Genomic DNA, 23,186 nt, shown 5'->3' on the forward strand with positions numbered 1-23,186 from the left:
ATAGATTATATCTAAGACTTTGATCTTATATATAAAGAAAATAAAAATTAAAGATTACATAGATAAATTCTTTCCAATAGGTTTATCTTCATCAATTTTAGCCATGGTTATTCCAGTAAATCCGTATATTATAGATATTATAGGATTTATTAAATTTAAAAAACAAAATGGTAAAAATGCAAAATTTGCAACACCTAATGTTTTGCTCATAAATGCACCACAAGTACTCCAAGGAACAAAAGGTGATGTTATTGTACCAGCATCTTCTAATATTCTAGAAAGGTTTTTAGGTGCTAAATTTCTTTTTTCGAATTCATCTTTATACATTCTGCCACCAATTAGAATTGAAAGATAGTGGTCTCCAGTTAAAAAGTTTAATGTAATACAAGAAACTACAGTTATAAGAACTAAAGAACCTGTATTAACAGCTAATTTTAGAATTTTTTCAGCTAATATATTTAAAAATCCTGCATATTCCATTATACCACCAAAGGACATGGCACAAAATATTAGAGCAACTGTAGACATCATACTTTGGAGTCCACCACGACTAAGAAGTTTATCAATCATAGGTACACCGCTATTAATAACAAAACCATCATTTAGAATTGAAAAGAACTCACCAGGAGCAATACCTTGAAGAAATACTCCTAGAATACAACCAAGTAATGATCCTAGTAGAAGTACAGGAGTAGCAGGTAATTTTTTCGAAACCATTATTAGAACTACAATAGGTGGTATTAATGTTAAGAGACTTAAATTAAAGTTATCTTCAAGTCCTTTTGTGATTAAGTCTATCTGTGAAACATCTAAAGCTTTTCCACTAAATCCAGCACCTAATATACCAAATAAAATCAAAGATATAATAAGGCTAGGACCAGTTGTATATACCATATGTTTTATGTGATCAAAAAGATTTGAACCGGCAACAGCAGGAGCAAGATTTGTTGTGTCAGATAGTGGAGACATTTTATCTCCAAAGTAGGCACCAGATATTATAGCACCAGCAGTCATACTAGGATTAATTCCAAGGCCAGATCCTACCCCCATTAAGGCAACACCTACAGTTCCAGCAGTAGTCCATGAACTTCCAGTACAAACGGAGACAATAGAGCAAATTATGCAGGTAGCAACTAAGAATATGGATGGTGATAGAATTTTAAGTCCATAGTAAATTAAAGTAGGAACAGTACCAGAAGCTATCCATGAAGCTATAACAATACCAATAATCATTAGTATAATTATTGCCTCTAGTGACAAATTTATTGTTTTAACAATTCCTTTTTCTAAATCACTCCATTTAAATCCTACTTTTATAGCCATTAATGCAGCAGCTGCAGCACCAATGACAAGTGGAATATGAGGTGAAGCATCAAATAAGATTATTGCACATCCTAAAGTTACAATTAAGATTAATATTGGAACTAATGCTTCCCAAACCTTAGGCTTAGGATTATTATTCATAAAATCAACTCCCTTAAAATCATTAAAAAATAAGTTTATTTATTTGATTATAATACAAAAAAATTTATAAAATAGGATGAAATGTAAAAATTTACAAAGTATACAGTTTGTTTATATAATAAATAGTTTGTATAAAATTTAAAAAAATTAATACTTTATTAAAATAACTCATTACAACAATAAAGCAAAAATATAAGTATTTTGTAAATTTACATAAATACTCTTTAGAAATTTGATAAAAGTGGTAAAATGATATTATATGTTTTTTATTATGATTAAAACTTATTAAATACAATAAATAGGAGGAAGCTAGTGTTAGAGGATAATTTTAAAAAAAATACTGATAAGTATGATGAAAAAGTTAAGAAATATAATAAAACTTATAACTTTATAGGAGTAATGAGGCTTATTATATTTTTATGGTCTGTATTTTTTACTTATGCAGCATTAAATATAGGTATAAATACATTTTATAGGATAATAGCAGTAGTAAGTTATATAGCATTTATTATTTTAGTTATATATCACAGGAAAATAAGTGAAAAATTATCATACGCAAAAGGTATGTATGAAATAAATAAAGATTATATAAGTAGAATTAATGGTGAATGGATTAATTTTAAAGATATAGGGGAAGAATTTATAAATAAAAATCATCAATACTCTTATGATTTGGATATAATTGGTAAAGAATCTCTATTTCAACTTGTAAATACAACAAATACTTCCATAGGAAGAAAAACTTTAGCAAAAACACTATTAAATCCACTGTGTAACAAAGAAGAAATCTTAAGAAGACAAGAGGCAATAAAAGAATTAAAAGATAATTTAGAGCTATGTCAAAACATAGAATATTGCACAAAAGATTTAAAGGGAAAATTAGAAAATGAGGAAAAATTAATAGAGTATTCTAGAAAAAATGATAAGCTTACAAATTCTAAAATACTTCAAAAAATTATATATATACTACCAATGATAACAGTACCTTTATTACTATTTGTATTGATATTTAAAGTTATAAATTTTTACAAAGTAATGATTTTAATCTTTGCAATACAATTATTTATATGGTCAATAGGACTTGCAAAAATAAATAATAGTTTTGATGAAATAAATAAATTTAAAGATGGTTTTGATAAATATTATAAAATTCTTAAGTTATTAGAGAAGGAAGAGTTTAAATGTGAAAAGTTAAAAGAAATAAAAGAAATATTATTTAGTAAAAATAGTGATTCTTTAAGTGCTATGAAGGAACTAGATAATATAATGATAAAAATTAGATTAAGATTTAATCCTTTTTTATTTTTTATATTGAATGGATTATTTTTATGGGATTATCAGTGTATATTTTCATTAGAAAAGTGGAAAGAAAAATATTATGATAAACTTGAAAAATATATTGTATCAATAGGTGAAATAGAAAGCCTTATGAGTTTAGCTGTACTTAATCATATAAATAAAGATATATGTTATCCTAAAATTAAAGAAGATAAAAGACTAATAAAAGCTGAAAATTTAGGGCATATACTAATAAATCAAAATGCTAGAGTAAATAATGATTTAAATATGGATGATAATATTTTAGTTATTACAGGTTCTAATATGTCAGGAAAAACTACATTTTTAAGGACAATTGGAATAAATTTAGTTTTAGCATATAGTGGTGCACCTGTATGTGCAAGTGATATGACTTGCTCAGTAATGAACATATTTACATCTATGAGAATAAGTGATGAACTTAAAAATGGAGTATCTACATTTTATGCAGAACTTGTAAGAATAAAAAAAATAATAGATTATTCTAAAGAAAAGAAAGATATGATATTTTTAATAGATGAAATATTTAGAGGAACAAATTCTAGTGATAGAATAACAGGGGCATTGAATGTTTTAGCTAATCTTAATAGAATAGGTGTGATTGGTTGTATAACTACACATGATTTAGAGTTATGTACATTAGATAAATATAACAGAATAAAAAACTATCATTTTTCTGAACACTATAAGGAAAATAAAATATTTTTTGACTATAAAATGAAAAGTGGAAAGGCTACATCTACTAATGCAAAGTATTTAATGAATATGATAGGCATTGAAATTTTAGAAGAATAGAAACTAAAGTAAAGAATATAGGAGATTAAAATATGAGATATAAAATAAGTTTAAAAGAGATAATAGAAATATATGAGATGGAGTTAGATGATATAAATAATTATTATAATAAATTAACTGGTAAAATAGTTATGCTATCTAAAGAGGATATAGAACTTGCAGAATCTGATAAAAATATTGAAGAAATAGATGAATGGAAACAAGATATAATTTTAGAAGCCAAAGATTTTATAGAAAATCCATGTGATTATATTAAATTACCAAATAGAGATGAATTTGATGAATATAGTACAATGGAGAAATTCATAAAAAACTGCAACAATGAAGAGTTTCTTAAACTTTTGAATTCAGATGTTCAAGGAGAAAGTGCATTTAGACAATTTAAAAGTTCACTATATTCGTGTGGACTAATTGATGAATGGTATAAGGTTAGAGATAATGAATTTGAAAAATTTATAATAGAATGGTGTAAAGATAAGAGTTTAGATTGCATTTAATATATTAAAAATAAAGAAGTAGTAATGGGGAAATTACTACTTCTTTATTTTATGAATAAATTAAATAAGGGAATTTGAATGATATAGTTTTTATAAAAATTATTATATAAGTTTAAAAACTTTGCAATAAATAATAATTTTTAATAAAATAAAACTTTAATTTAACTGAAAAGTAAAAAATAGGTATCCTATAATTAAATTATATATAAGCTATAAAAATGGTCAATACAAATAATTAAATGTTTATTAAAAAGAAATAATTTTAATTTAAAATCAACTAAATTCATTAAAAATAGATAAATATATGATTAAAATAGACTATTTGTAAATTTGATAAATAAGATTAATTTGTAAAGTTAAATTAATAATTATTTATTGTATTAAATAATTATTGTTAATGAAAGAAGGAAATTTCAATATTACAAGTGCAACAAATTTAAAAAGGAATAGTAGTAAAAAGTAATATATTTAATAAATTCCTTTTAAAAGAGAGATAATAAATATATATAGTTTATTAAAAAGAAACAGATGTATTTAAATTTCACAATTTATTAAATATAAATGTGTTGATCTAAGGAGGAATTTTAATGAAAAAAGGTTACAAAATAAAATTAGTTATAATATTAATGTTAGTAATCACACTAAATCTAAGTAGCAATGTAGTAAAAGCTTTAAATTTAGAGAATACAAAAGAAAATTTTATTATTTGTATTGATCCTGGACATCAAGAAAAAGGTGACTCTAAGGGTGAACCAATAGCACCAGGAGCATCACAAAAAAAACCTAGAGTATCATCTGGAACAGCAGGTGTTGCTACAAAAAAGCCAGAATATGTAGTAAATCTAGAGGCATCTCAAAAATTAAAAACATTACTTGAAAATAAGGGTTATAAAGTTGTTATGACAAGAGAAACACATGATGTAAATATCAGCAATGCAGAAAGAGCACAATTTGCAAATGATAAAAACGCTAATTTAGTTATAAGAATACATTGTGATGGAATAAATGATTCGGGAAAAACAGGTGCATCTATTCTAATACCATCTAAAACAGGAAAACATACAACAGCTATATATGAAGAAAGCAATGTATATGGAAACATTATGAAAAAACATTTAGAAGAGTGCGGTATAAAAGTTAATGGAGTATTTGAAAGAGGTGACATGACCGGATTTAATTGGTCTAAAGTGCCAGTTGTCATATTAGAGATGGGATTTATGAGCAATTGGAATGAAGATAAAATGTTATGTGATGAAAATTATCAACAAAAATTAATGGAAGTAGTTGCAAATTCAGTAGATGAATATAGAATTAAATGCAACGAAGATAAAAATATTGAATAAGTTATACATTTATATTAATAAATTTTAAAGTACAAAAAAAGAGAATGAAAATTTATTTTAATCATTCTCTTTTTTTTATTAACTATAAAAAATTAATAGTGAACATCAATTAGATGGAATTTAATATTTGAATTGCTCCAACCTAAATCATATGGAACCAATAGTCTATCTGTATTATGACAGGTAACTAATGGGTAACCTTTAGAATCTAACCCTGTAACAGTAGATACATGAACTATTTTTCCACCTTTTTCATATGCAACAAAATCTCCAGGTCTTAGATTATAGGCATCTTTATAAATTTGTTCATAAGTACCTTTAGCAATATAGGATGCTCTACCACTATTAACCATATAATTTTTAAAAGCTTGTGCATTTACCCATGCTTTAGAACCATCTTTACCTAAGTAGTTCCAAGTTTTATTTTTTTTAAACCTTCCACCTTCATAAAGAATCTGAGATGCAAAATTAGCACAATCACCACCAGCTGGATTGAAATTAGTGTAATCTTTATTATATTTAAAAATATAATCAGTTTCATCACATAAACCACAGAATTTATGTGCATAATCAATTGCATTTTGAGTTCTTTCATCTAGTGTGATTTCTTCAGCTTTTCTAGAAAGTATATATTCTTTAATTTTGTCGGAATTTATGTTTTCAAGATCTAAAGAATCAGAAAAAGGATCTGTATACCATTCCTTTGTTATTATGTACTTATCACCATCTTTTAACAAATGCAAATAATGAGAGGTACCAAGTTTGAATTTATTATGCTCATCAGGATTAGTTGTATAAGTATAATCAAATTCGCTGGAAACGTTACAAGTTATTCCAAATAAATTAGGTTCTCGTTCACGAACTTTTCTAACTTTAATAATAGCATCAATATTATTAAAGTTAACGGATTGTTTTTCACACCAATTTTTTAAATAGTTAATTTTTTTTACTTCATTTTCATAAGCATATAAGCTAACCTTTTTGTCTAAATTATAGAAGCTTTTTAATTGTTCACAATTTCCAGAGAGTATTGCACTATTTCGTTTTGAAAATAAGTCCATTAATAATTCAGTAAATTCATCTTTAAGAACACTTTCATCTGTTGATGATGAAGTATCAAAGACTTCTGAATATAAATTGTCATCGTCATCAAAGTTAAGTGCAAAAACTGAATTAAAATTAGAAATTAGCAATGATAAACTTATGAAAGTGCATATTATTGACTTTACAATAGTCTTTTTCACATTAAATATCTCCTTTTAGTATTGAATTTATAATAAATAGTTTGTGCAAATTACTTTTAAGTTATGTGTATTTAATAATTGTTAAAATGAAAAAAACATCGAAAAAAATACAAATTATATAATAAAGTTTAAAAATATATAAGTTAAGTATAGTTCTAGCATGCTTTATAAGGTAATAAAGAAATAAACATATAAATATAATGTATTAATATATAAGTATAATATTGGAGGATATATGAGTCGAAGAAGTTTAGAAAATAATGATTATTTGACTACGAATCAAGGTGTTTTAATATCAAATGATGAGAACTCGTTAACTGTTGGAGAAAGAGGACCGGTAGTAATAGGAGACATACAGCTCATAGAAAAGCTGGCTTCTTTTAACAGGGAAAGAATACCAGAAAGGGTAGTTCATGCCAAAGGAGCCGGAGCATATGGCTATTTTCGCATTTGTAATTCGATGAAAAAATATACAAAAGCTAAATTTTTAAATGGACCCAATAAAGAAACACCTGTATTTGTTAGATTTTCTACAGTTATAGGTTCTAAGGGGTCTGCAGATACATTAAGAGATCCAAGAGGATTTGCAGTTAAATTTTATACAGAGGAAGGTAATTATGATTTAGTAGGAAATCATCTTCCAGTATTTTTTATAAGAGATGCAATAAAATTTCCAGATTTAATTCATGCTTTTAAGCCATCACCAGATACTAATATACCAGATGCAAATAGATTTTGGGACTTTGTAACTAACACACCAGAATCAATGCATATGATTACATTTCTATTTTCAGATAGAGGAACAATAAAAAGTTTTAGAACTATAGAAGGTTTTGGAGTAAACACATATGTTTGGGTTAGTGAAGAAGGAAAAAGAGTATATGTTAAATATCATTGGAAACCACTTTCAGGACTTAGAACAATAGATAGGCATGAAGCAGAGAAGCTTGCAGGGATAGATCCAGATGTAGCAGTAAGAGACTTATATGACACTTTAAATAAAGGAAAAAATGTGGAGTATGAATTGTTTGTTCAAATTATGGATGTGAAAGATGAATTTAGTTATGATTTTGATCCTTTAGATGCGACAAAGACATGGCCAGAAGATTTATTACCACTTATGAAAGTAGGAAAGTTAACATTAACAGATGCACCAAAAAACTTTTTTGCAGAAGTTGAACAAGCTGCATTTTGTCCAGCAAATTTAGTACCAGGAATAGAAGCTTCATATGATAAACTTTTACAAGGAAGACTTTTTGCATATCATGATAGTCAAAGACATAGAATAGGAAGCAACTTTGAAGAATTACCAATTAATAGGCCTAAAGTTCCAGTTAACAATATAAATCAAGATGGTTCAATGGAGTATTGTTATAGAGATGGAAAAGTTAATTATAAACCTAATTCACTAAATGATAATAGGCCTATAGAATATAAAGAAAAGGAAATATGTCCTATATATGTTGAAGGTAAAGTAGAAAGAAAAAAAATCAAACTTACCAATGATTTTAATCAAGCAGGAAATTTATATATGTCTTATTCAAAAGAAGAAAAAGAACATTTAATAGATAACTTAGCTTATGACTTAAGAAATGTAGATAGAAAAATACAATCTAAAGCTATAGAATTATTTAGAAAATGTAATAAAGAATATGGAGAAAATGTAAAATGTAAATTACAAGAATATAATAAATAGAAATGAATACTATTATTCATGGAATTTAAAAGTTGAAAAGATGATTTCTATAATTTTTAGAAGTCATCTTTTGTATAATAATATAAAATTTAGTTTAATAATGATGTGAAATATAAAGATGTAATGTTTTTAGGTGAAGAAGAGTTAATTATATCTGGAGGAATGAAATTTAAAATAAAGTGTATAAAAAATTATAGTAAAACTTAAATATAATATATATCAGTCCTTAGATATTTTTTTACTTAAAGATGAAAAATTTTTAGAGTGATGATAGTTAAAAACATAATAAAAAACTAATGTTTACAAAAATGTAACATAAAAGAAATAAATTAAATAAGAAAAATAGTTACCAATTTAACAAAACAAGGAGTTTTTTTTATAGGAGTGTAGTTATAAAAATATTAAAAGTAAAATTAATAATAAGTATATATATTATAAATACATAATAGTTTAACTATAAGTAAATTAAAAATCAAATTACTTTAAAATTTAAAGCATAGGAATTTCAATTAATATTAGTAAAACTTATATATAAAGAACAATCTATTTCAAATTTATATAAGGTAAATTTAAGTTTAAATTTAAATAAATAAAACTTTTAACTTTCAAAAAGTACGAGAGAGTAGAATATAAAATAAGTTAAAAATTTAATTAATGAATAAAAACACACTTGCTGTAAAGACATAAATATGAATTAAAAATAATTTAAACTGTTATAATGCGACAAATGTAAACAGTTTAATGAAGTTTAACTAATGAAAAATGCAATTTTGTAATGAGAATAAGTACAAAGTTTTAAATTTGTGTTATCTATAGGTTTTATAATTGACATTTACATATTAAGGCAATATATTAAAAGTAAATAATAAGTTGGGGGTTAAATATTATGAAATTTTTAGTTATTGCTATGGTTGTGGCAATTATAACTTTATGTAGTGCATTGTTCATTTCCAATCAAATTACTAAAAAAGAAGCTGGAAATGAAAAAATGAAGGAGATATCTACTTATATAAGTGAAGGGGCAATGGCTTTTTTAAAAAAGGAATATAAGTATTTGGGGATATTTATAACTGTTGTGGCCATAGCTATAGTAATATTTCTTCATATCAACACAGCAATAAGTTTTGTTTTAGGTGCTATATTTTCAATGACAGCCGGATATGCAGGTATGAAGGTGGGAGTTAAGGCTAATGTAAGAACAGCTGAGGGAGCAAGAAAAGGGAAAGATGAAGCTTTATCTATAGCTTTTTCAGGTGGTGCAGTTATGGGACTATCTGTTGTAGGATTAGGTCTTTTAGGACTTTCATTTTTAGCAATTATATTTAATTTTAATACTGAATATATAACAGGATTTGGTCTTGGAGCATCATCTATAGCACTATTTGCACGTGTTGGTGGTGGAATTTATACAAAAGCTGCTGATGTAGGTGCTGATTTAGTAGGTAAAGTTGAAGTCGGCATACCTGAGGATGATCCTAGAAATCCAGCTGTAATAGCAGACAATGTAGGAGATAATGTAGGAGATATAGCTGGAATGGGAGCTGATTTATTTGAATCATATGTTGGATCAATAATATCAGCATTAACACTTGGTGCAACTGTTGGATCAATTTTAGGTAAAAATACTTTAGTATTTCCTATTATTTTAGCAAGTGTAGGTATAATTTCCTCAATAATAGGTATATTTGTAGTGAAAAATTTAAAAAAGGGTGATCCACAAAAAACTTTAAATTTAGGAATGTATATATCTGTTTCACTTATGGCTATATTTTCATTAATTTTAAGTTATTATACATTAGGCTCAATAAAACCATTTTATTCAGTATTTGTAGGGATTTTAGTGGGTGTCATTATTGGAAAGGTTACAGAAGTATATACCTCAGATAGTTTCAAACCAGTAAAAAGTATTGCAGAAAAATCTCAAACTGGTGCAGCAACTAACATAATTGAAGGAATAGCAGTTGGAATGAAATCTTCAGTTATACCTATAATATTAATTGCAGTTGGAATTTTATTATCATACTTTATGATTGGAGGAGCAAATAACAAAAATGTAGGACTATATGGAATAGCATTATCTGCAGTAGGTATGCTTGCCACATCTGGAATTATAATTTCTGTTGATGCATATGGTCCAATAGCGGATAATGCTGGGGGAATAGCAGAAATGTCAAAACTTCCACATAATGTTAGGGAAATAACAGATAAATTGGACTCAGTTGGAAATACTACGGCTGCTGTAGGAAAAGGTTTTGCAATAGGTTCAGCAGCTCTAACTGCATTAGCATTATTTGCTTCATATGCACAAGCTGTAAATTTAGATTCTATAAATTTATTAAATCCATTAACACTTGTTGGTTTGTTAATTGGATGTATGATACCATTTTTATTTGCAGCATTAACTATGCAAGCTGTTGGAAAAGCTGCTATGCAAATGGTTGAAGAAGTACGAAGACAATTTAAAGAAAAGAAGGGTATAATGGAAGGAAAAACAAAACCTGATTATGCAAGATGTGTTGAAATATCTACAGAATCTGCATTGAAAGAAATGTTACTTCCAGGAATATTAGCAATTATAATACCTCTAGTGGTTGGATTAATATTAGGTTCAGAAGCTTTAGCAGGAACACTTGCGGGTGCTTTAGGAACAGGTGTATTAGTAGCTATGTTTATGTCTAATTCAGGAGGTGCTTGGGATAATGCTAAAAAGTATATTGAAGGTGGAGAATATGGTGGAAAAGGTAGTGATGCTCATAAAGCAGCCGTAGTTGGAGATACTGTAGGGGATCCGTTTAAAGATACATCAGGTCCATCAATGAATATACTTATAAAATTAATGACTATAGTATCATTAGTTTTTGCTACAATAATAGCAAATTATGGAGGCATACTATTTAAATAGAAAAAAGTAACTAGAATATTAATATTCTAGTTACTTTTTGTTACAATTTAAATTTAGATAAATTTTGTTGAAGCTCAACAGCCATATTAGATAGTTGCTCAGAAGCTTTAGACACTTCATCCATTAGAACAGTTTGTTCTTCACTTGCTGATGTTACATTTTGTGTATTTGATAATGTAACTTTTGATATTTCCGAACAATCATTCATAGATGAAATCATAGATTCACTGCTAGAAAGGACATCTTTCATTACAATTGAAATATTTTGCATGCTTTTAGAAACTTCTGCAACTTGAGCTAGTATATCATTAAATGAATTTCCAGCATTTTCGACTAAAGTCATACCGTTATTTACATAATTAGTACCATTGTTCATAGAAACTACTGCAACTTCAATTTCTTTTTGAATTTCAGTTATAATATTATCAATATTACTTGTAGCAATTGAGGATTGCTCAGCTAATTTTCTTATTTCCTCAGCAACTACTGCAAAGCCTTTTCCTTGCTCTCCAGCTCTAGCTGCTTCAATTGCAGCATTTAATGCTAGTAAATTAGTTTGTGATGATATATTAGTTATTAATGATAAAATTTCACCTATTTTTATAGATTTATGATTTAAAGAATTAACGATTTCAGATGAAGCTGAAACTGCTAAGTTCACTTCTTTCATATTAGTTATAGTATTAATAATTACATCATTACCATTCTTTGCTGTATTGTAAGCTAAGTTAGATGAAGTTGTAATTCCGTTTATATCATGTGATATTTTAGAAACTTTATCATAAACATTTAAACTATCATTGGAAGCAGTATTAAAACTTTTGAATTGAGTATTGGTGCCATTAAAAACTTCTTCAATAGATGATGAAATTTGTTTTGATGCTTCTTGAGTTTCATTAGCACTAGCTGATAATTCTTCAGAAGTAGATACTACTTGTTCAAGTCCTTCAGATACTGAAATTATTATATCTTTTAAAGTTGAATTCATATTATTAAGATGATTAGACATTTCGCCTAGTTCATCATTATCAGTAACTTCAATTTTATATGTCAAGTCGCCATAAGAGATTGCTTTTGCTAATTTATTTACAGAGGATATCTTTTTAGTAATCATATCAGCCAATTTATTAATTCCAAAAATTAAAATTAATACAATTATAATCATAGCAACGCCTATTTTGAAGGCAAGATTTTTTAATGGAGATAACAGTTCTTTTTCAGGTATAGATAAAACCACTTTCCAATTAGTTTCAGGAACTGTTTGATAAAATGCTAAATTTTTTCCACTATCTTTAAAAAAGTGAGTCAGACCAGAATCATTATTTAAAATTTCAGAAGATACTTTTTTCAAACTATCATTTGGATCATCTTGAATAGTTGTATTCATAATTTTGTTTTCATCAATAGATGATAAATAAGTTCCATCAGAATTTAATAAAAATGCATGACCAGTTTGTCCAACTGTTATTTCTTTAATCATATTTTGTATGCTAGATAAATCTATATCTGCACTAGTAATACCTACAAGTTTATTATCAAAAGTTATAGGTGTAACTGATGTAAGCATACTAACTTTTGATACTGGGTCAATATAAGCATTAGACCAACTGATATCATTATTTGAAGTTATACCTAGTTCATACCACTCGTCTTTAGTGTAATCTTTGGAAAAGTAATCTTTCGTATATATAGGTTTGCCATTTTCCTTAAATGAATAAGGTGCATAAAATTGAATATTTTTATCGTATGCATAAGGTTCGAACCAAACTCCAACACCGAAAGTTTCATCATTGGTAGATGCATATGAAACAACAAGTTCCTTAAACTCAGATTCAGTTAAGTTTGTTTTGAATGTAGAAATAGTTTTTGATAAAGATTGAGAAATTTTACTGTGTCTATTTAATGATTTTGAGATATATTCAACACTACTATTAGTTTGAAATTCCATTTTTTCAGTAATTTCATCATAAATAATATTTTTAGCAGAAGAATAAGAAATGAATGAAATTATAAGCATGGCACTAATAGTTAATGGTAATATTAATTTCAAAATTTTAGACTTTATACTTTTAGATTTGGTATTTGATTTCTGTGAAAATTTCATCTAATAAACCTCCAAGTTATATTTTAATAAATTATTATATAATTGGATGATTTAAATGAGAAATGTATTAAAATTTTCATGTCAAAAATAATTAAAATTTACCCCTAAAAATTAATTATTAAATAATTTTTCATTAAAATTAAAACTTTTTATATAAAAATATATAAAATATATTCTTTATTAAGTAAAATTTTATATATTTTATAATAACATATAAAGTGAAAAAAACAATAAATAAATTTTAAAAATATACAACTTAATCTTATATAATATCGGAAAATTCTATAAGTAATATAGAACTTATAAAATATTTCTATTGGTAAATAAAGATAAATAATCTTATAATGTCTTATAAGAAAGAAAATTTTTAAAATTCATTTAATTAAAATCAATAATAATTTATATAAATTGAAAATAAAATTTATATATATAGTAATAATTTTATGGAGGTATTTAAAGTTGAATAATGATATCTTAAAGCAAATGAATAGCACTGATAGGGAAAAATTTATGCGTGAAGAGTTAGGAAAAGAAAAATGTAAAGTGTTAGATAAGTATAATCTTGTATCAAACAATAAATTATACTGGCAAAGAGTACAAGAAAAATATCCAACTCAAGAGTATTTTAGTCATAAATTTGCTAAAAAATCCTCTGTATTAGGAATGATATTTCATATATATAAGTTATGCTTTGCAAAAACAAAATATTTTGAGAAAAATTGGGAAAAATTTGAACCATGTATCTACAGTTTAAAAGATGGTTTTATAAAAACCGAAATGTACAACATGGAGTTTATAAGACATAAAACAACAGGAATAGTAATAGATTTAAGAGAACTTTCTAAAATACATTGGTTACAAGATTTTAAAGATATTTGTAATTATATAGAGAGTGAAGAAAAAAAGTTATATTTGGAAAATAAAAGAAATTTAGCCTAAAAAGTTATTGTATATGTAATTGATTACATATACAATAATTTTTTTATTTTACATTTTGAAAAACATATATAAAATATGGTATTTTTGTTATAATAAATAATATATAATTGTAAAATTTATGAGTATTTATTTTAAGTGTTAATTTATTCAATGTTTTATGGTGTAAAGAAAATCGTTCTTTATTCACTATAAGTTTTAAGAGGTGAGTTGATTTTATGGGTATTGAAAATTTTTGTGAAAGTATATATAAATTTGAAGAAGGGTCTGTTGCTGAAATTGACATAATGATTGGTGATAGAGTGCTTGTTAGAAAAGGAACTATATTAACAGACGCAATAATAAAAAAATTACAAAATCTTTATTTAGAAAATCCTACATTAAATCATATGAATAATGAAATTGTAAAAGAAAATCAAAAAATAGATGTGTGTTTAGATAATAAAGATAAAGAAATGATTAATGATGTTAGAATTAAAGTTGAAAAATATTCTGAACATCTAAACGATATATTTGATGAAATTTACATTAATAATAAAAATAATATGGAAGAAGTAACTGCTTTCGTAAAAAAAATCTTAAAAGAACTAGATTCTCCAAGGAGTGCAGTTAAAAATATATTATTAGAAGGTAGCGGAGAAGATGCAATATTTAAGCACTCAGTTAATGTTACAGTAATTAGCTTATTATTAGGAAAGTGGATTGGATTAGATGAGAAGGAATTAAACTTTTTAATGAGAGCTAGTATTTTACATGATTTTGGAAAGTATAAGATAAAAGATATACTTATGAAAAAAGAGAAACTTAGTAAAGAAGAATTTCAGATAATAAAAGAACATCCTATAATTGCATATAAACTAATAAAAGATATTCCTTATTTGAATGATAGTATAAAACTAGGTGTATTAATGCACCATGAAAGATTAGATGGTAGTGGGTATCCATTGAAAATAAAAACTAATATTCATCATTTTGCAAGAATAATTGCTATAGCAGATACTTTTGATGCACTTAACTCGAATAGACCATATAAAGAAAGAAAAGACTTATTTACTGTGTTAGAAATTATAAGGGAAGAAAGTTTAAGAAAATTGGATTATAATTATTGCAATATATTTATAGAACATATAATAAATTACTATATAGGAGAAAATGTTCTTCTTAACAATGGTAAAATTGCAAAGATAATACAAATAGATCCTAACAACTTATCTAAACCGTTATTATTATGTGAAGATGAATTTATAAATTTAAAAGATTATGCAAATCTAGAGGTAGAAAAATTATTAATATAAGTAAGTTAATTGCATAAATCTATATAAATATTTTTAATATTTGTACGAGTATATTATTAATATGAATTTATGAATGAGGTGCAAAATGAAGGTAAGCAGTAACTTGGAATTTGATATAGAAAAGTTAACAAAAGGTAAAATTGCAGAAAAAGATATTATAGTTGATGATAAGATTCTTGTGAAAAAAGGAGCAATCTTAACAGAAGAAATTATAAAAAAATTACAAAATGAATATTTAGAAAACCCTATATTTCATGAACTTTATAAGGAAAGTTCATTGAAAGACGTTACTTGTAATTTGGATGAAGTAGAACAGGAAATAAAAAAAAGAGAAGAGATATTGTTAGATGAAGTTATAGTTAAAGTTCAAAAGTATACAGAAGAAATGAAAGATATATTTGAAAAATTAGATTCATCTAATATACCTAATATGATTGAAATAAGAAACTTTAGTGAAAAAATATTAGAAGAATTAACATCACCTAGAATGGCTGTTAAGAACATAGTATTATATGGAAGTGGTAATGATTCAGTATTTAAACATTCAGTAAATGTAACTATTTTAAGTGTATTATTAGGAAAATGGTTAAACTTTGATGATGAAAAATTAAGTTGTTTAATGAGAGCTGCTTTATTACATGATTTTGGGAAATATAAAATACAAGAAATTCTGGATAAAGAGGAAGAATTAAATGAAGAGGAGTTTAGAGCTATAAGACAACATCCTGTAGTTGCATATAATTTAATACAAAATTTATCATATGTAAATGATGATATAAAATTAGGAATATTAATGCATCATGAAAGATTAGATGGTAGTGGATATCCATTGAAAAGAAAAGATAATCAAATTAATGATATAGCAAGAATAATAGCAATAGCAGATACCTTTGATGGAGTTAATTCTAAAAGAAATTATAAGCCTAAAAAGGACTTGTTTGAAGCACTAGAAACTATTAGAGAAGAAGGAATAGAAAAATTAGATTACAAATATTGTAATGTATTTATAGAACATATAATAAATTATTATATAGGAGAATATATTCTTTTTAATAATAATAAGGTTGCAAAAATAATACAAATAGATGTAAACAATTTATCGGCACCTTTATTGTTATGTGAAGATAAGTTTTTAGATATAAGAAAACATAAAGAATTAAAAATAGAAAAGATATTATAAATAAAAGAGATAAATGGGTACTGTATTCATTTATCTTTTTTTATTTACAAAATACGAATTTTTTTAAAAAAATATTTAAAAATGTTCATAAATTATGTATAATGTTTTTGGGATAAAATTTTATAAAATATGAAATTAATATAATATAAATATTTATTTCATATTGTTTGGAGGAAAAGAATGTACGACATAATTATTATTGGAGCAGGACCATCAGGAATATTCACTGCATTAGAACTTGTGAAAAAGAATGTAAATAAAAAGATTCTATTAATAGAAAAGGGAAAAAGAATTGATAAAAGACATTGTCCAAAAGAAAAAACAAATGAATGTGTAGGTTGTAAGCCATATTGTCATATAACTACTGGATTTTCAGGAGCAGGTGCTTTTTCCGATGGAAAATTATCATTAAGTTATGAAGTGGGTGGAGATTTACCGGAATTAATAGGAAAAGATAAAGCAGAAAAATACATAAAATATGCAGATGATATTTATCTTGAGTTTGGTGCAGATACAAAAATTGAAGGCCTTGGAAACGAAGAAAGTGTAAAAGAAATAAGAAGAAAAGCTATAGAAGCAAATTTAAAACTTGTAGATTGTCCAATAAGACATTTAGGAACAGAAAAAGCGCAAGAAATATATCTAAAAATACAAAATTATTTAATTGAAAATAATGTAGAAATTAAATTTGATACATTAGTAAAAGATTTTATTATAGAAAATGATAAAATAAGTGGAGTAATTGTATCCGATTCGTTAACTAAGAAAAAAGATGAGACGTTAAAGTCAGAAGTAGTAATTGCAGCTACAGGAAGAAAAGGTGCAGATTGGCTTAATAATATGTGTGAAAAGCATAATGTGAATCATAGAGCTGGAACTGTAGATATAGGGGTAAGAGTTGAAATTAGAAATGAAATAATGGAAAAAGTAAATAATGTTTTATATGAATCAAAATTAATTGGTTATCCAGCTCCTTTTGATGATAAAGTAAGAACATTTTGTCAAAATCCAGGTGGATTTGTTTCTCAAGAAAACTATGATAACAATTTGGCTATAGTAAATGGTCATTCTTATAAAGAAAAGAAATCTAATAATACAAACTTAGCAATATTAAGTTCACATAATTTTTCAGCACCATTTAATAAACCTATTGAATATGGAAAGAAAGTTGCAGAACTTGTTAATCTTTTAGGTGGAGGAAGCATTTTAGTTCAAAGATACGGAGATATAATAGATGGAAAACGTACTTGGGAAAAAGAATTAAAACAATCTAATGTAGTGCCAACACTTAAAGATGCTGTAGCAGGAGATTTAACTTCAGCAATTCCATATAGAACAATGACTAATATAGTGAATTTTATAGAAGCTATGAATACATTAGTTCCAGGATTTGCAAGCAAAGAAACTCTTTTATATGGACCAGAAATAAAATTTTATAGCAATAAAATAGACATAGATAGAAACTTTGAAACCAATATAAATGGATTGTATTGTTTAGGAGATTCATCAGGCTGGACAAGAGGACTGATGATGGCATCTGTAATGGGTGTCTTAATGGCAAGAGTATTAACGGATAAAGAATATTAAAAGAAAGAATGATAAGATTAATTCTTATCATTCTTTCTGCTTTTAATTGTCGAAAGATAATAACAATAAAGAATGTTTGAAAATGTTGCAAAACTGCAAACGCTGTAATATAATGTATACGAAAAGAGAATATGGAAATTGAGTAGGTTCTTTTTAAGCAATTAGAAAGTTAAAATGGAAAATGGTGAAAATCCATTACAGCCCAACGTTACTGTAATACTGATGAAACCTTTAAAACCACTGAGATAAAAGTCTTGGGAAGGAAAGGGAGTAAAAAGAAGTTAAGTCAGGAAACATGCCTATTTAGGATTGAATCTTTCGTGGGAGAGATGAAATATCATTAAGTTGTATGAATGCTTAAGTTTTTATGCTTTAATTATATTAAAGTTTATACAAAATGTGTTATTTTAAAGTCCCAGTTGGGGCTTTTTTTATTTTTATAAAAATTAAATATAAAATATTTAAGCATTAAAATTAGTATGAATAAATTTAATGTGTCGGCAAACTATAAAGGGGGGATTAGATGAAAAGAAACCATAGAATACTAGTAGCTATCATTTTGAGTTTTATTATGACTATTTGTTTAGGATGTGGTGCAGGAAATAAGGATTTAAAGACTAGCAAATATGATAATAAAGCAAAAGTAGAAAAAAGTATTGATAAAAAGGGTAATAAAGCTAAAGAAAAAACTGATAAAAAAAATGAAATAAAAAAAGAAAATAGTATAAAAAATAATACAGAAAAAGAAGCGGTCAAAAAAGAAGAAATAAAAAAGGAAGACACTAAAATTGAAAATAATAATGGCAATCAATCATCAGAAGAAAAACAAATAAAAGAAAATAATAATGAAAAAGAAAAAAATGAAACAGTAGTGAAAGATGAAAATAAAAACAATAAAGTAGAAGAAGACACATTTACTATGATAATAGGAAAAGATGTTAAAGGATATACTGGAAATGAATCAAGTGTTGTAGAAGAAATTACAATAAAAATTTATTCTAAAAAAAGTGCAATGCAGTATTTAAGGGAAAATACTTCTATGCAAGAAAATGGAGGATTTATTTTTGAAATTAATGGTATACATAATCATTATCCAATACCAGAATCAGAAAAAACTCCAGAACAAAAGAAAAATGGGGTATTAGGTATTGATTGGTTTATATATCTTAATGATAAAAAAACACCAGTAGGAGCAAATGATGTATATCCACAAAAGGGTGATGTTCTTCTATTTGATTTTCATGAGTGGGATAAAAGAGAATTTTTACCACCAGAAGATTAAAAGATAAAATATGGGGGATGAAATGAGAAATATGAAAAGATTAAAAGAAAAATTTGTAGGCTTATTTTTAATTTTATCAATGATTATATGCTTATCATTTTCTACTGTACTTGCAGTGGAAAATGACAGAATATATGGAAAAGATAGGATATCTACTTCGATTGAAATAAGTAAGAAAGGTTGGCAAAACGACTCTGAGTATGTTTTTATTGCTCAAGGATATGATTTTGCAGATGCATTGTCTGTAGCACCATTAGCTAAAAAATTTAATGCACCTATTTTACTTAATGGAAATATTCAACTAAGAGAAGATACAATAAATGAATTAAAAAGATTAAAACCAAAGAAAGTATTTATATTAGGCGGAGAAAGAGTTATAAGCAAATCTGTAGAAACTCAACTTAAAAATATAAATATAAATGAAATAGAAAGAATATATGGACAAACAAGATACGAAACAGCATTAAAAATTAATAAAAAATTAGGAAAAAGTGATGCTTTATTTATAACTAATGGACAATCTTATGCAGATGCATTATCAGTATCGCCAATAGCAGCACAAAAAGGAATACCAATACTATATACTAAAAATAATGAAATTCCTAAAGAAGTAAATGAGTACATAAAGGGTAATAAAATATTTAATGTATATGTTATTGGTGGAGATGGTGTAATAAATGATAGTGTACTAAAAAATATACCAAACTCTGAAAGAATATTTGGAAAAGATAGGTATGAAACTAACAGGGAAGTTTTAAAAAAGTTTTCTAATGATTTAAAATATGAAAATATTTATTTTGTTACAGGAAATGACTTTCCAGATGCATTGTCAATATCTACACTTGCTGCAGATAAAAAAGCACCAGTGATACTAACTAATAAAAATATAAATAGTGATGTAGAAAAAATTATAAATTCTAACATAACATCTCTAAGTAAATTTATTGCTATAGGTGGACCAGAAGTAGTACCACAAAACATATTAGATAAATTTAAAATGAACTTTGAAATTATAAAATTATCAAAGGACAATGAAAGATTTGGAGATGAAAAGAAAACTAGAGACATAAAAAGTGACATATTAGTAACTGGAAATAATGTAAACATAATAAATATAAATTTAGATGGAAATCTTATTTTAGATCCAGGTGAGAAAGGTACAGTAAACATAAAAAATGTTAAAGCAAAAAATATAATAGTTAAATCTGGAGATGTAAATAGTATTGAGTTAAGTAATGTAAAAGCTGATAAATTAGATATAGAAACAAATAAAAATGTAGCAGTAAAATTGTATGACAATTCTAATATAAAAAGTACAGAAATAAAATCAAGTTCTATATTAAAAAATGAAAAAGGGTCTTTTGGAGATATAAAAGTTGCTAACACAAATGAAAAGTCAAGAACTATCCAATTAATTGGAGAATTTAAAAATGAAATATTAGTAGAAGATAATGCAGTAATTAATTGTGAAAATGTACAAAACATAAAAATAAATCTTAAAAATTCAGAAAAAAGTGTAGAGATTGATGGAAAAGTAAATAAATTAGACATTATAAAAGGCAAAAACATATCTGTAAAAGGAAATATCAAAACAATAAAAAGTGAAAATGACTCAATAATTAATGTAAAAGATAAATCTAATATTGAAAAAATAGAAGCTTTAGATAAATGTAAGATAAAAATAGAAAATGGTGCAAAAGTAAAACTTATAGAAAAAAGTAAAGATGTTTCAATAGAAGGAAAAGCAAATAAGGTAGTAAATAAGAAAGAAAATAGTAGTGGAGGTTCAACTGCAAATCCTAAAAGTGATGAATTTAGTTTAATAATTTCTAATGATGGTACTGAAATATTAAATAAAAACCTTAAAGTTGATAGTAAAAAATCAGCTATGCAGTATCTAAAAGAAAATGCAGACATAAAAGTAAGTAATGGATTTATATATCAAATAAATAATCTAAAAAGTAAACCATTAAAAAATTTAAGTGAAGATGAAAGAAAAGAAGGGTATTTAGGTGCTGATTGGTTTATATATTTAAATGGTAAGAAAACACCTGTAGGAGCTAATGATGTAAAAGTAAAAGCAGGAGATAAACTTGAATTCGAATATAGAAGATGGGATTGGCATGATTTGGTAGCTGATGGAGAACCTATTTCTTTAACCGTAGAAGGAATAAAAAGTAAAATTAAGCAAAATGAAGAGATGGAGATATTAGTTACTTGTGTATATAGACCTGTATATGATGCGTTAATAAAAATTGACGGTAAAGAAATAGCAACAACTAATATAGATGGTGAAGCTACTATAAAGATTTCGGATGAGGGAAATCATGAAATAACTGTATCAAAAGACAGTGTAGAGATTACAAAAAATATAGTTGTTATAAAAAATAATCAAGGTGGAAATGGTAACACATCAGGGGAAGAACCAGAAAAAGATACTACTATAAAGTTAACAAGTAAAAATGAGAGTTTTGGTGATGAAACTAAAACTAAAGATATAAAAGAAAATATACTTGTAACAGGAGATAATATAACATTAACAAACTTAAATATAAGTGGAACACTTATATTAGATCCAGGAGATAAAGGAACAACAAATATTAAAAATGTTACAGTACAAAATTTAATAGTTAAATCCGGTGATGTAAATAGTATTAAATTAAATAATGTAAAAGTTGAGAATTTAAGAGTAGAAGCTAATAAAAATGTAGCTATAAAGTTATTTGATAATTCAATTATTAAAAACACTGAATTAAAATCAAGTGCTATATTAAAAAATGATACTGGAAGTTTTGGAAGTGTAAGAATAAGCGATACTAAGAAAAAATCAAGAAGTATTAAATTGATAGGAGATTTTAAAGAAGAAATATTAGTAGAAGGAAGCGTAAATTTAAACTGTGAGAATGCGAATAATGTAAACGTAGATTTAAAAGATTCAAAAGATATAGTAGAGATAAAAGGAAATTTAGCGCTATTAAATATTTTAAAGGGAAAAAATTTAATACTAGATGGGAAAATAGATTTAATTAAGAGCACAAATTCTGCAGAGGTTAAAATAAATTCTAAGGCAGAAGTAAATAAAATAGAAGCTTTAGGACAGTGTAAAATAAAAATAGAAGACGGAGCAAAGGTAAAACTTGTAGAAAAAGATAAAAATGTCGCATTAGAAGGAAATGCGGAAAAAGTAATAGATAATGAATTAAAACCAGATACATCACAAAGTGCAGAATTTGAATTAGCAGTTTTAAATAACGGAACAAAAATGTTAAGCAAAACTCTGAAAGTAGATAGTAAAAAATCAGCAATGGATTATTTAAATGAAGTTGCAAAAGTAAAAGTAGACAATGGATTTATTTATGAAATTAATGGTTTAAAGAATGTACTTATAGAAAAACTTAGCATAGAAGATAGAAAAAAGGATGTTTTAGGGAAAGACTGGTTTATATATTTGAATGGAGAAAAAACACCAGTAGGAGCTGCAGGAGTATTTGTAAAAAAAGGAGACAAATTAACATTTGAATATAGAGATTGGGATTGGCATGAT

The 23,186-nt window shown here is 25.8% G+C and carries 14 protein-coding genes and 1 riboswitch; of the genes, 11 read left to right on the forward strand and 3 right to left on the reverse strand.

The features are described from left to right. Window positions 1-54: 54 nt before the first annotated feature. Window positions 55-1,464 (reverse strand): Na+/H+ antiporter NhaC, encoded by a 1,410-nt coding sequence (gene nhaC / locus AC07E4_RS12235; protein ID WP_040330374.1) that lies wholly within the window; start codon window positions 1,462-1,464, stop codon window positions 55-57. Between the two features lie 312 nt (window positions 1,465-1,776). Here nhaC and AC07E4_RS12240 point away from each other — a divergent pair, with 312 nt between their 5' ends. The 3 genes from AC07E4_RS12240 (at window position 1,777) to AC07E4_RS12250 (ending at window position 5,416) form a co-directional block, all read left to right on the forward strand. Continuing rightward, window positions 1,777-3,576, forward strand: a complete 1,800-nt coding sequence (locus AC07E4_RS12240) for a MutS-related protein (RefSeq protein ID WP_430828606.1) — start codon at window positions 1,777-1,779, stop codon at window positions 3,574-3,576. A gap of 32 nt (window positions 3,577-3,608) precedes the next feature. Beyond that, window positions 3,609-4,073: a UPF0158 family protein gene (locus AC07E4_RS12245; protein WP_040330377.1), complete on the forward strand. Its 465-nt coding sequence runs from the start codon at window positions 3,609-3,611 to the stop codon at window positions 4,071-4,073. Window positions 4,074-4,660: 587 nt separating this feature from the next. Next, window positions 4,661-5,416: an N-acetylmuramoyl-L-alanine amidase gene (locus AC07E4_RS12250; protein ID WP_478216546.1), complete on the forward strand. Its 756-nt coding sequence runs from the start codon at window positions 4,661-4,663 to the stop codon at window positions 5,414-5,416. 92 nt (window positions 5,417-5,508) lie between these two features. Here the strand turns inward: AC07E4_RS12250 and AC07E4_RS12255 are convergent, their stop codons facing one another. Further along, window positions 5,509-6,660, reverse strand: coding sequence for an amidase domain-containing protein (locus AC07E4_RS12255; RefSeq protein WP_242838454.1), 1,152 nt, complete (start codon window positions 6,658-6,660; stop codon window positions 5,509-5,511). A 235-nt stretch (window positions 6,661-6,895) separates the two neighbouring features. Here AC07E4_RS12255 and AC07E4_RS12260 point away from each other — a divergent pair, with 235 nt between their 5' ends. Together AC07E4_RS12260 and AC07E4_RS12265 are read left to right on the forward strand one after the other, a co-directional pair. Then, window positions 6,896-8,356 carry a catalase gene (locus AC07E4_RS12260; RefSeq protein WP_430828607.1) on the forward strand — a complete coding sequence of 487 codons (1,461 nt, stop codon included), beginning with the start codon at window positions 6,896-6,898 and terminating at the stop codon, window positions 8,354-8,356. A gap of 886 nt (window positions 8,357-9,242) precedes the next feature. Then, window positions 9,243-11,258 carry a sodium-translocating pyrophosphatase gene (locus AC07E4_RS12265; RefSeq protein WP_430828608.1) on the forward strand — a complete coding sequence of 672 codons (2,016 nt, stop codon included), beginning with the start codon at window positions 9,243-9,245 and terminating at the stop codon, window positions 11,256-11,258. A 40-nt stretch (window positions 11,259-11,298) separates the two neighbouring features. Here the strand turns inward: AC07E4_RS12265 and AC07E4_RS12270 are convergent, their stop codons facing one another. After that, entirely contained in the window at window positions 11,299-13,362 is a 2,064-nt protein-coding gene (locus AC07E4_RS12270; protein ID WP_040330382.1) for a methyl-accepting chemotaxis protein, read from the reverse strand. 459 nt (window positions 13,363-13,821) lie between these two features. Between AC07E4_RS12270 and AC07E4_RS12275 the strand changes: the two genes are divergently transcribed. The 6 genes from AC07E4_RS12275 to AC07E4_RS12300 all read left to right on the forward strand — a co-directional run. Further along, window positions 13,822-14,301 carry a hypothetical protein gene (locus tag AC07E4_RS12275; RefSeq protein ID WP_430828609.1) on the forward strand — a complete coding sequence of 160 codons (480 nt, stop codon included), beginning with the start codon at window positions 13,822-13,824 and terminating at the stop codon, window positions 14,299-14,301. Window positions 14,302-14,516: 215 nt separating this feature from the next. After that, a complete protein-coding gene (locus AC07E4_RS12280; RefSeq protein ID WP_478216547.1) occupies window positions 14,517-15,593 on the forward strand; it encodes an HD-GYP domain-containing protein in 1,077 nt (358 codons plus the stop codon). A gap of 85 nt (window positions 15,594-15,678) precedes the next feature. Further along, window positions 15,679-16,773, forward strand: coding sequence for an HD-GYP domain-containing protein (locus tag AC07E4_RS12285; protein ID WP_430828611.1), 1,095 nt, complete (start codon window positions 15,679-15,681; stop codon window positions 16,771-16,773). Window positions 16,774-16,953: 180 nt separating this feature from the next. Beyond that, on the forward strand, window positions 16,954-18,360 hold the full coding sequence (locus AC07E4_RS12290; protein WP_430828612.1) for an NAD(P)/FAD-dependent oxidoreductase: 1,407 nt from the start codon (window positions 16,954-16,956) through the stop codon (window positions 18,358-18,360). 127 nt (window positions 18,361-18,487) lie between these two features. Further along, window positions 18,488-18,677, forward strand: a riboswitch (cobalamin riboswitch). A gap of 206 nt (window positions 18,678-18,883) precedes the next feature. Beyond that, window positions 18,884-19,642 (forward strand): DUF4430 domain-containing protein, encoded by a 759-nt coding sequence (locus AC07E4_RS12295; RefSeq protein WP_478216548.1) that lies wholly within the window; start codon window positions 18,884-18,886, stop codon window positions 19,640-19,642. Between the two features lie 22 nt (window positions 19,643-19,664). Further along, window positions 19,665-23,186, forward strand: a 3,522-nt coding sequence (locus AC07E4_RS12300) for a cell wall-binding repeat-containing protein (RefSeq protein ID WP_478216549.1), incomplete at its 3' end; no start/stop codon positions are given.

It is taken from the genome of Clostridium amazonense, from assembly GCF_056431285.1.

What these genes read in the sequence shown, in the direction of transcription:
- AC07E4_RS12260 (WP_430828607.1), top strand. Translation starts at nt 6,896, where the DNA reads ATGAGTCGAAGAAGTTTAGAAAATAATGATTATTTGACTACGAATCAA.
- AC07E4_RS12285 (WP_430828611.1), top strand. Translation starts at nt 15,679, where the DNA reads ATGAAGGTAAGCAGTAACTTGGAATTTGATATAGAAAAGTTAACAAAA.
- AC07E4_RS12270 (WP_040330382.1), bottom strand. Translation starts at nt 13,362, where the DNA reads ATGAAATTTTCACAGAAATCAAATACCAAATCTAAAAGTATAAAGTCT.
- AC07E4_RS12290 (WP_430828612.1), top strand. Translation starts at nt 16,954, where the DNA reads ATGTACGACATAATTATTATTGGAGCAGGACCATCAGGAATATTCACT.
- AC07E4_RS12250 (WP_478216546.1), top strand. Translation starts at nt 4,661, where the DNA reads ATGAAAAAAGGTTACAAAATAAAATTAGTTATAATATTAATGTTAGTA.
- AC07E4_RS12265 (WP_430828608.1), top strand. Translation starts at nt 9,243, where the DNA reads ATGAAATTTTTAGTTATTGCTATGGTTGTGGCAATTATAACTTTATGT.
- AC07E4_RS12280 (WP_478216547.1), top strand. Translation starts at nt 14,517, where the DNA reads ATGGGTATTGAAAATTTTTGTGAAAGTATATATAAATTTGAAGAAGGG.
- nhaC (WP_040330374.1), bottom strand. Translation starts at nt 1,464, where the DNA reads ATGAATAATAATCCTAAGCCTAAGGTTTGGGAAGCATTAGTTCCAATA.
- AC07E4_RS12245 (WP_040330377.1), top strand. Translation starts at nt 3,609, where the DNA reads ATGAGATATAAAATAAGTTTAAAAGAGATAATAGAAATATATGAGATG.
- AC07E4_RS12295 (WP_478216548.1), top strand. Translation starts at nt 18,884, where the DNA reads ATGAAAAGAAACCATAGAATACTAGTAGCTATCATTTTGAGTTTTATT.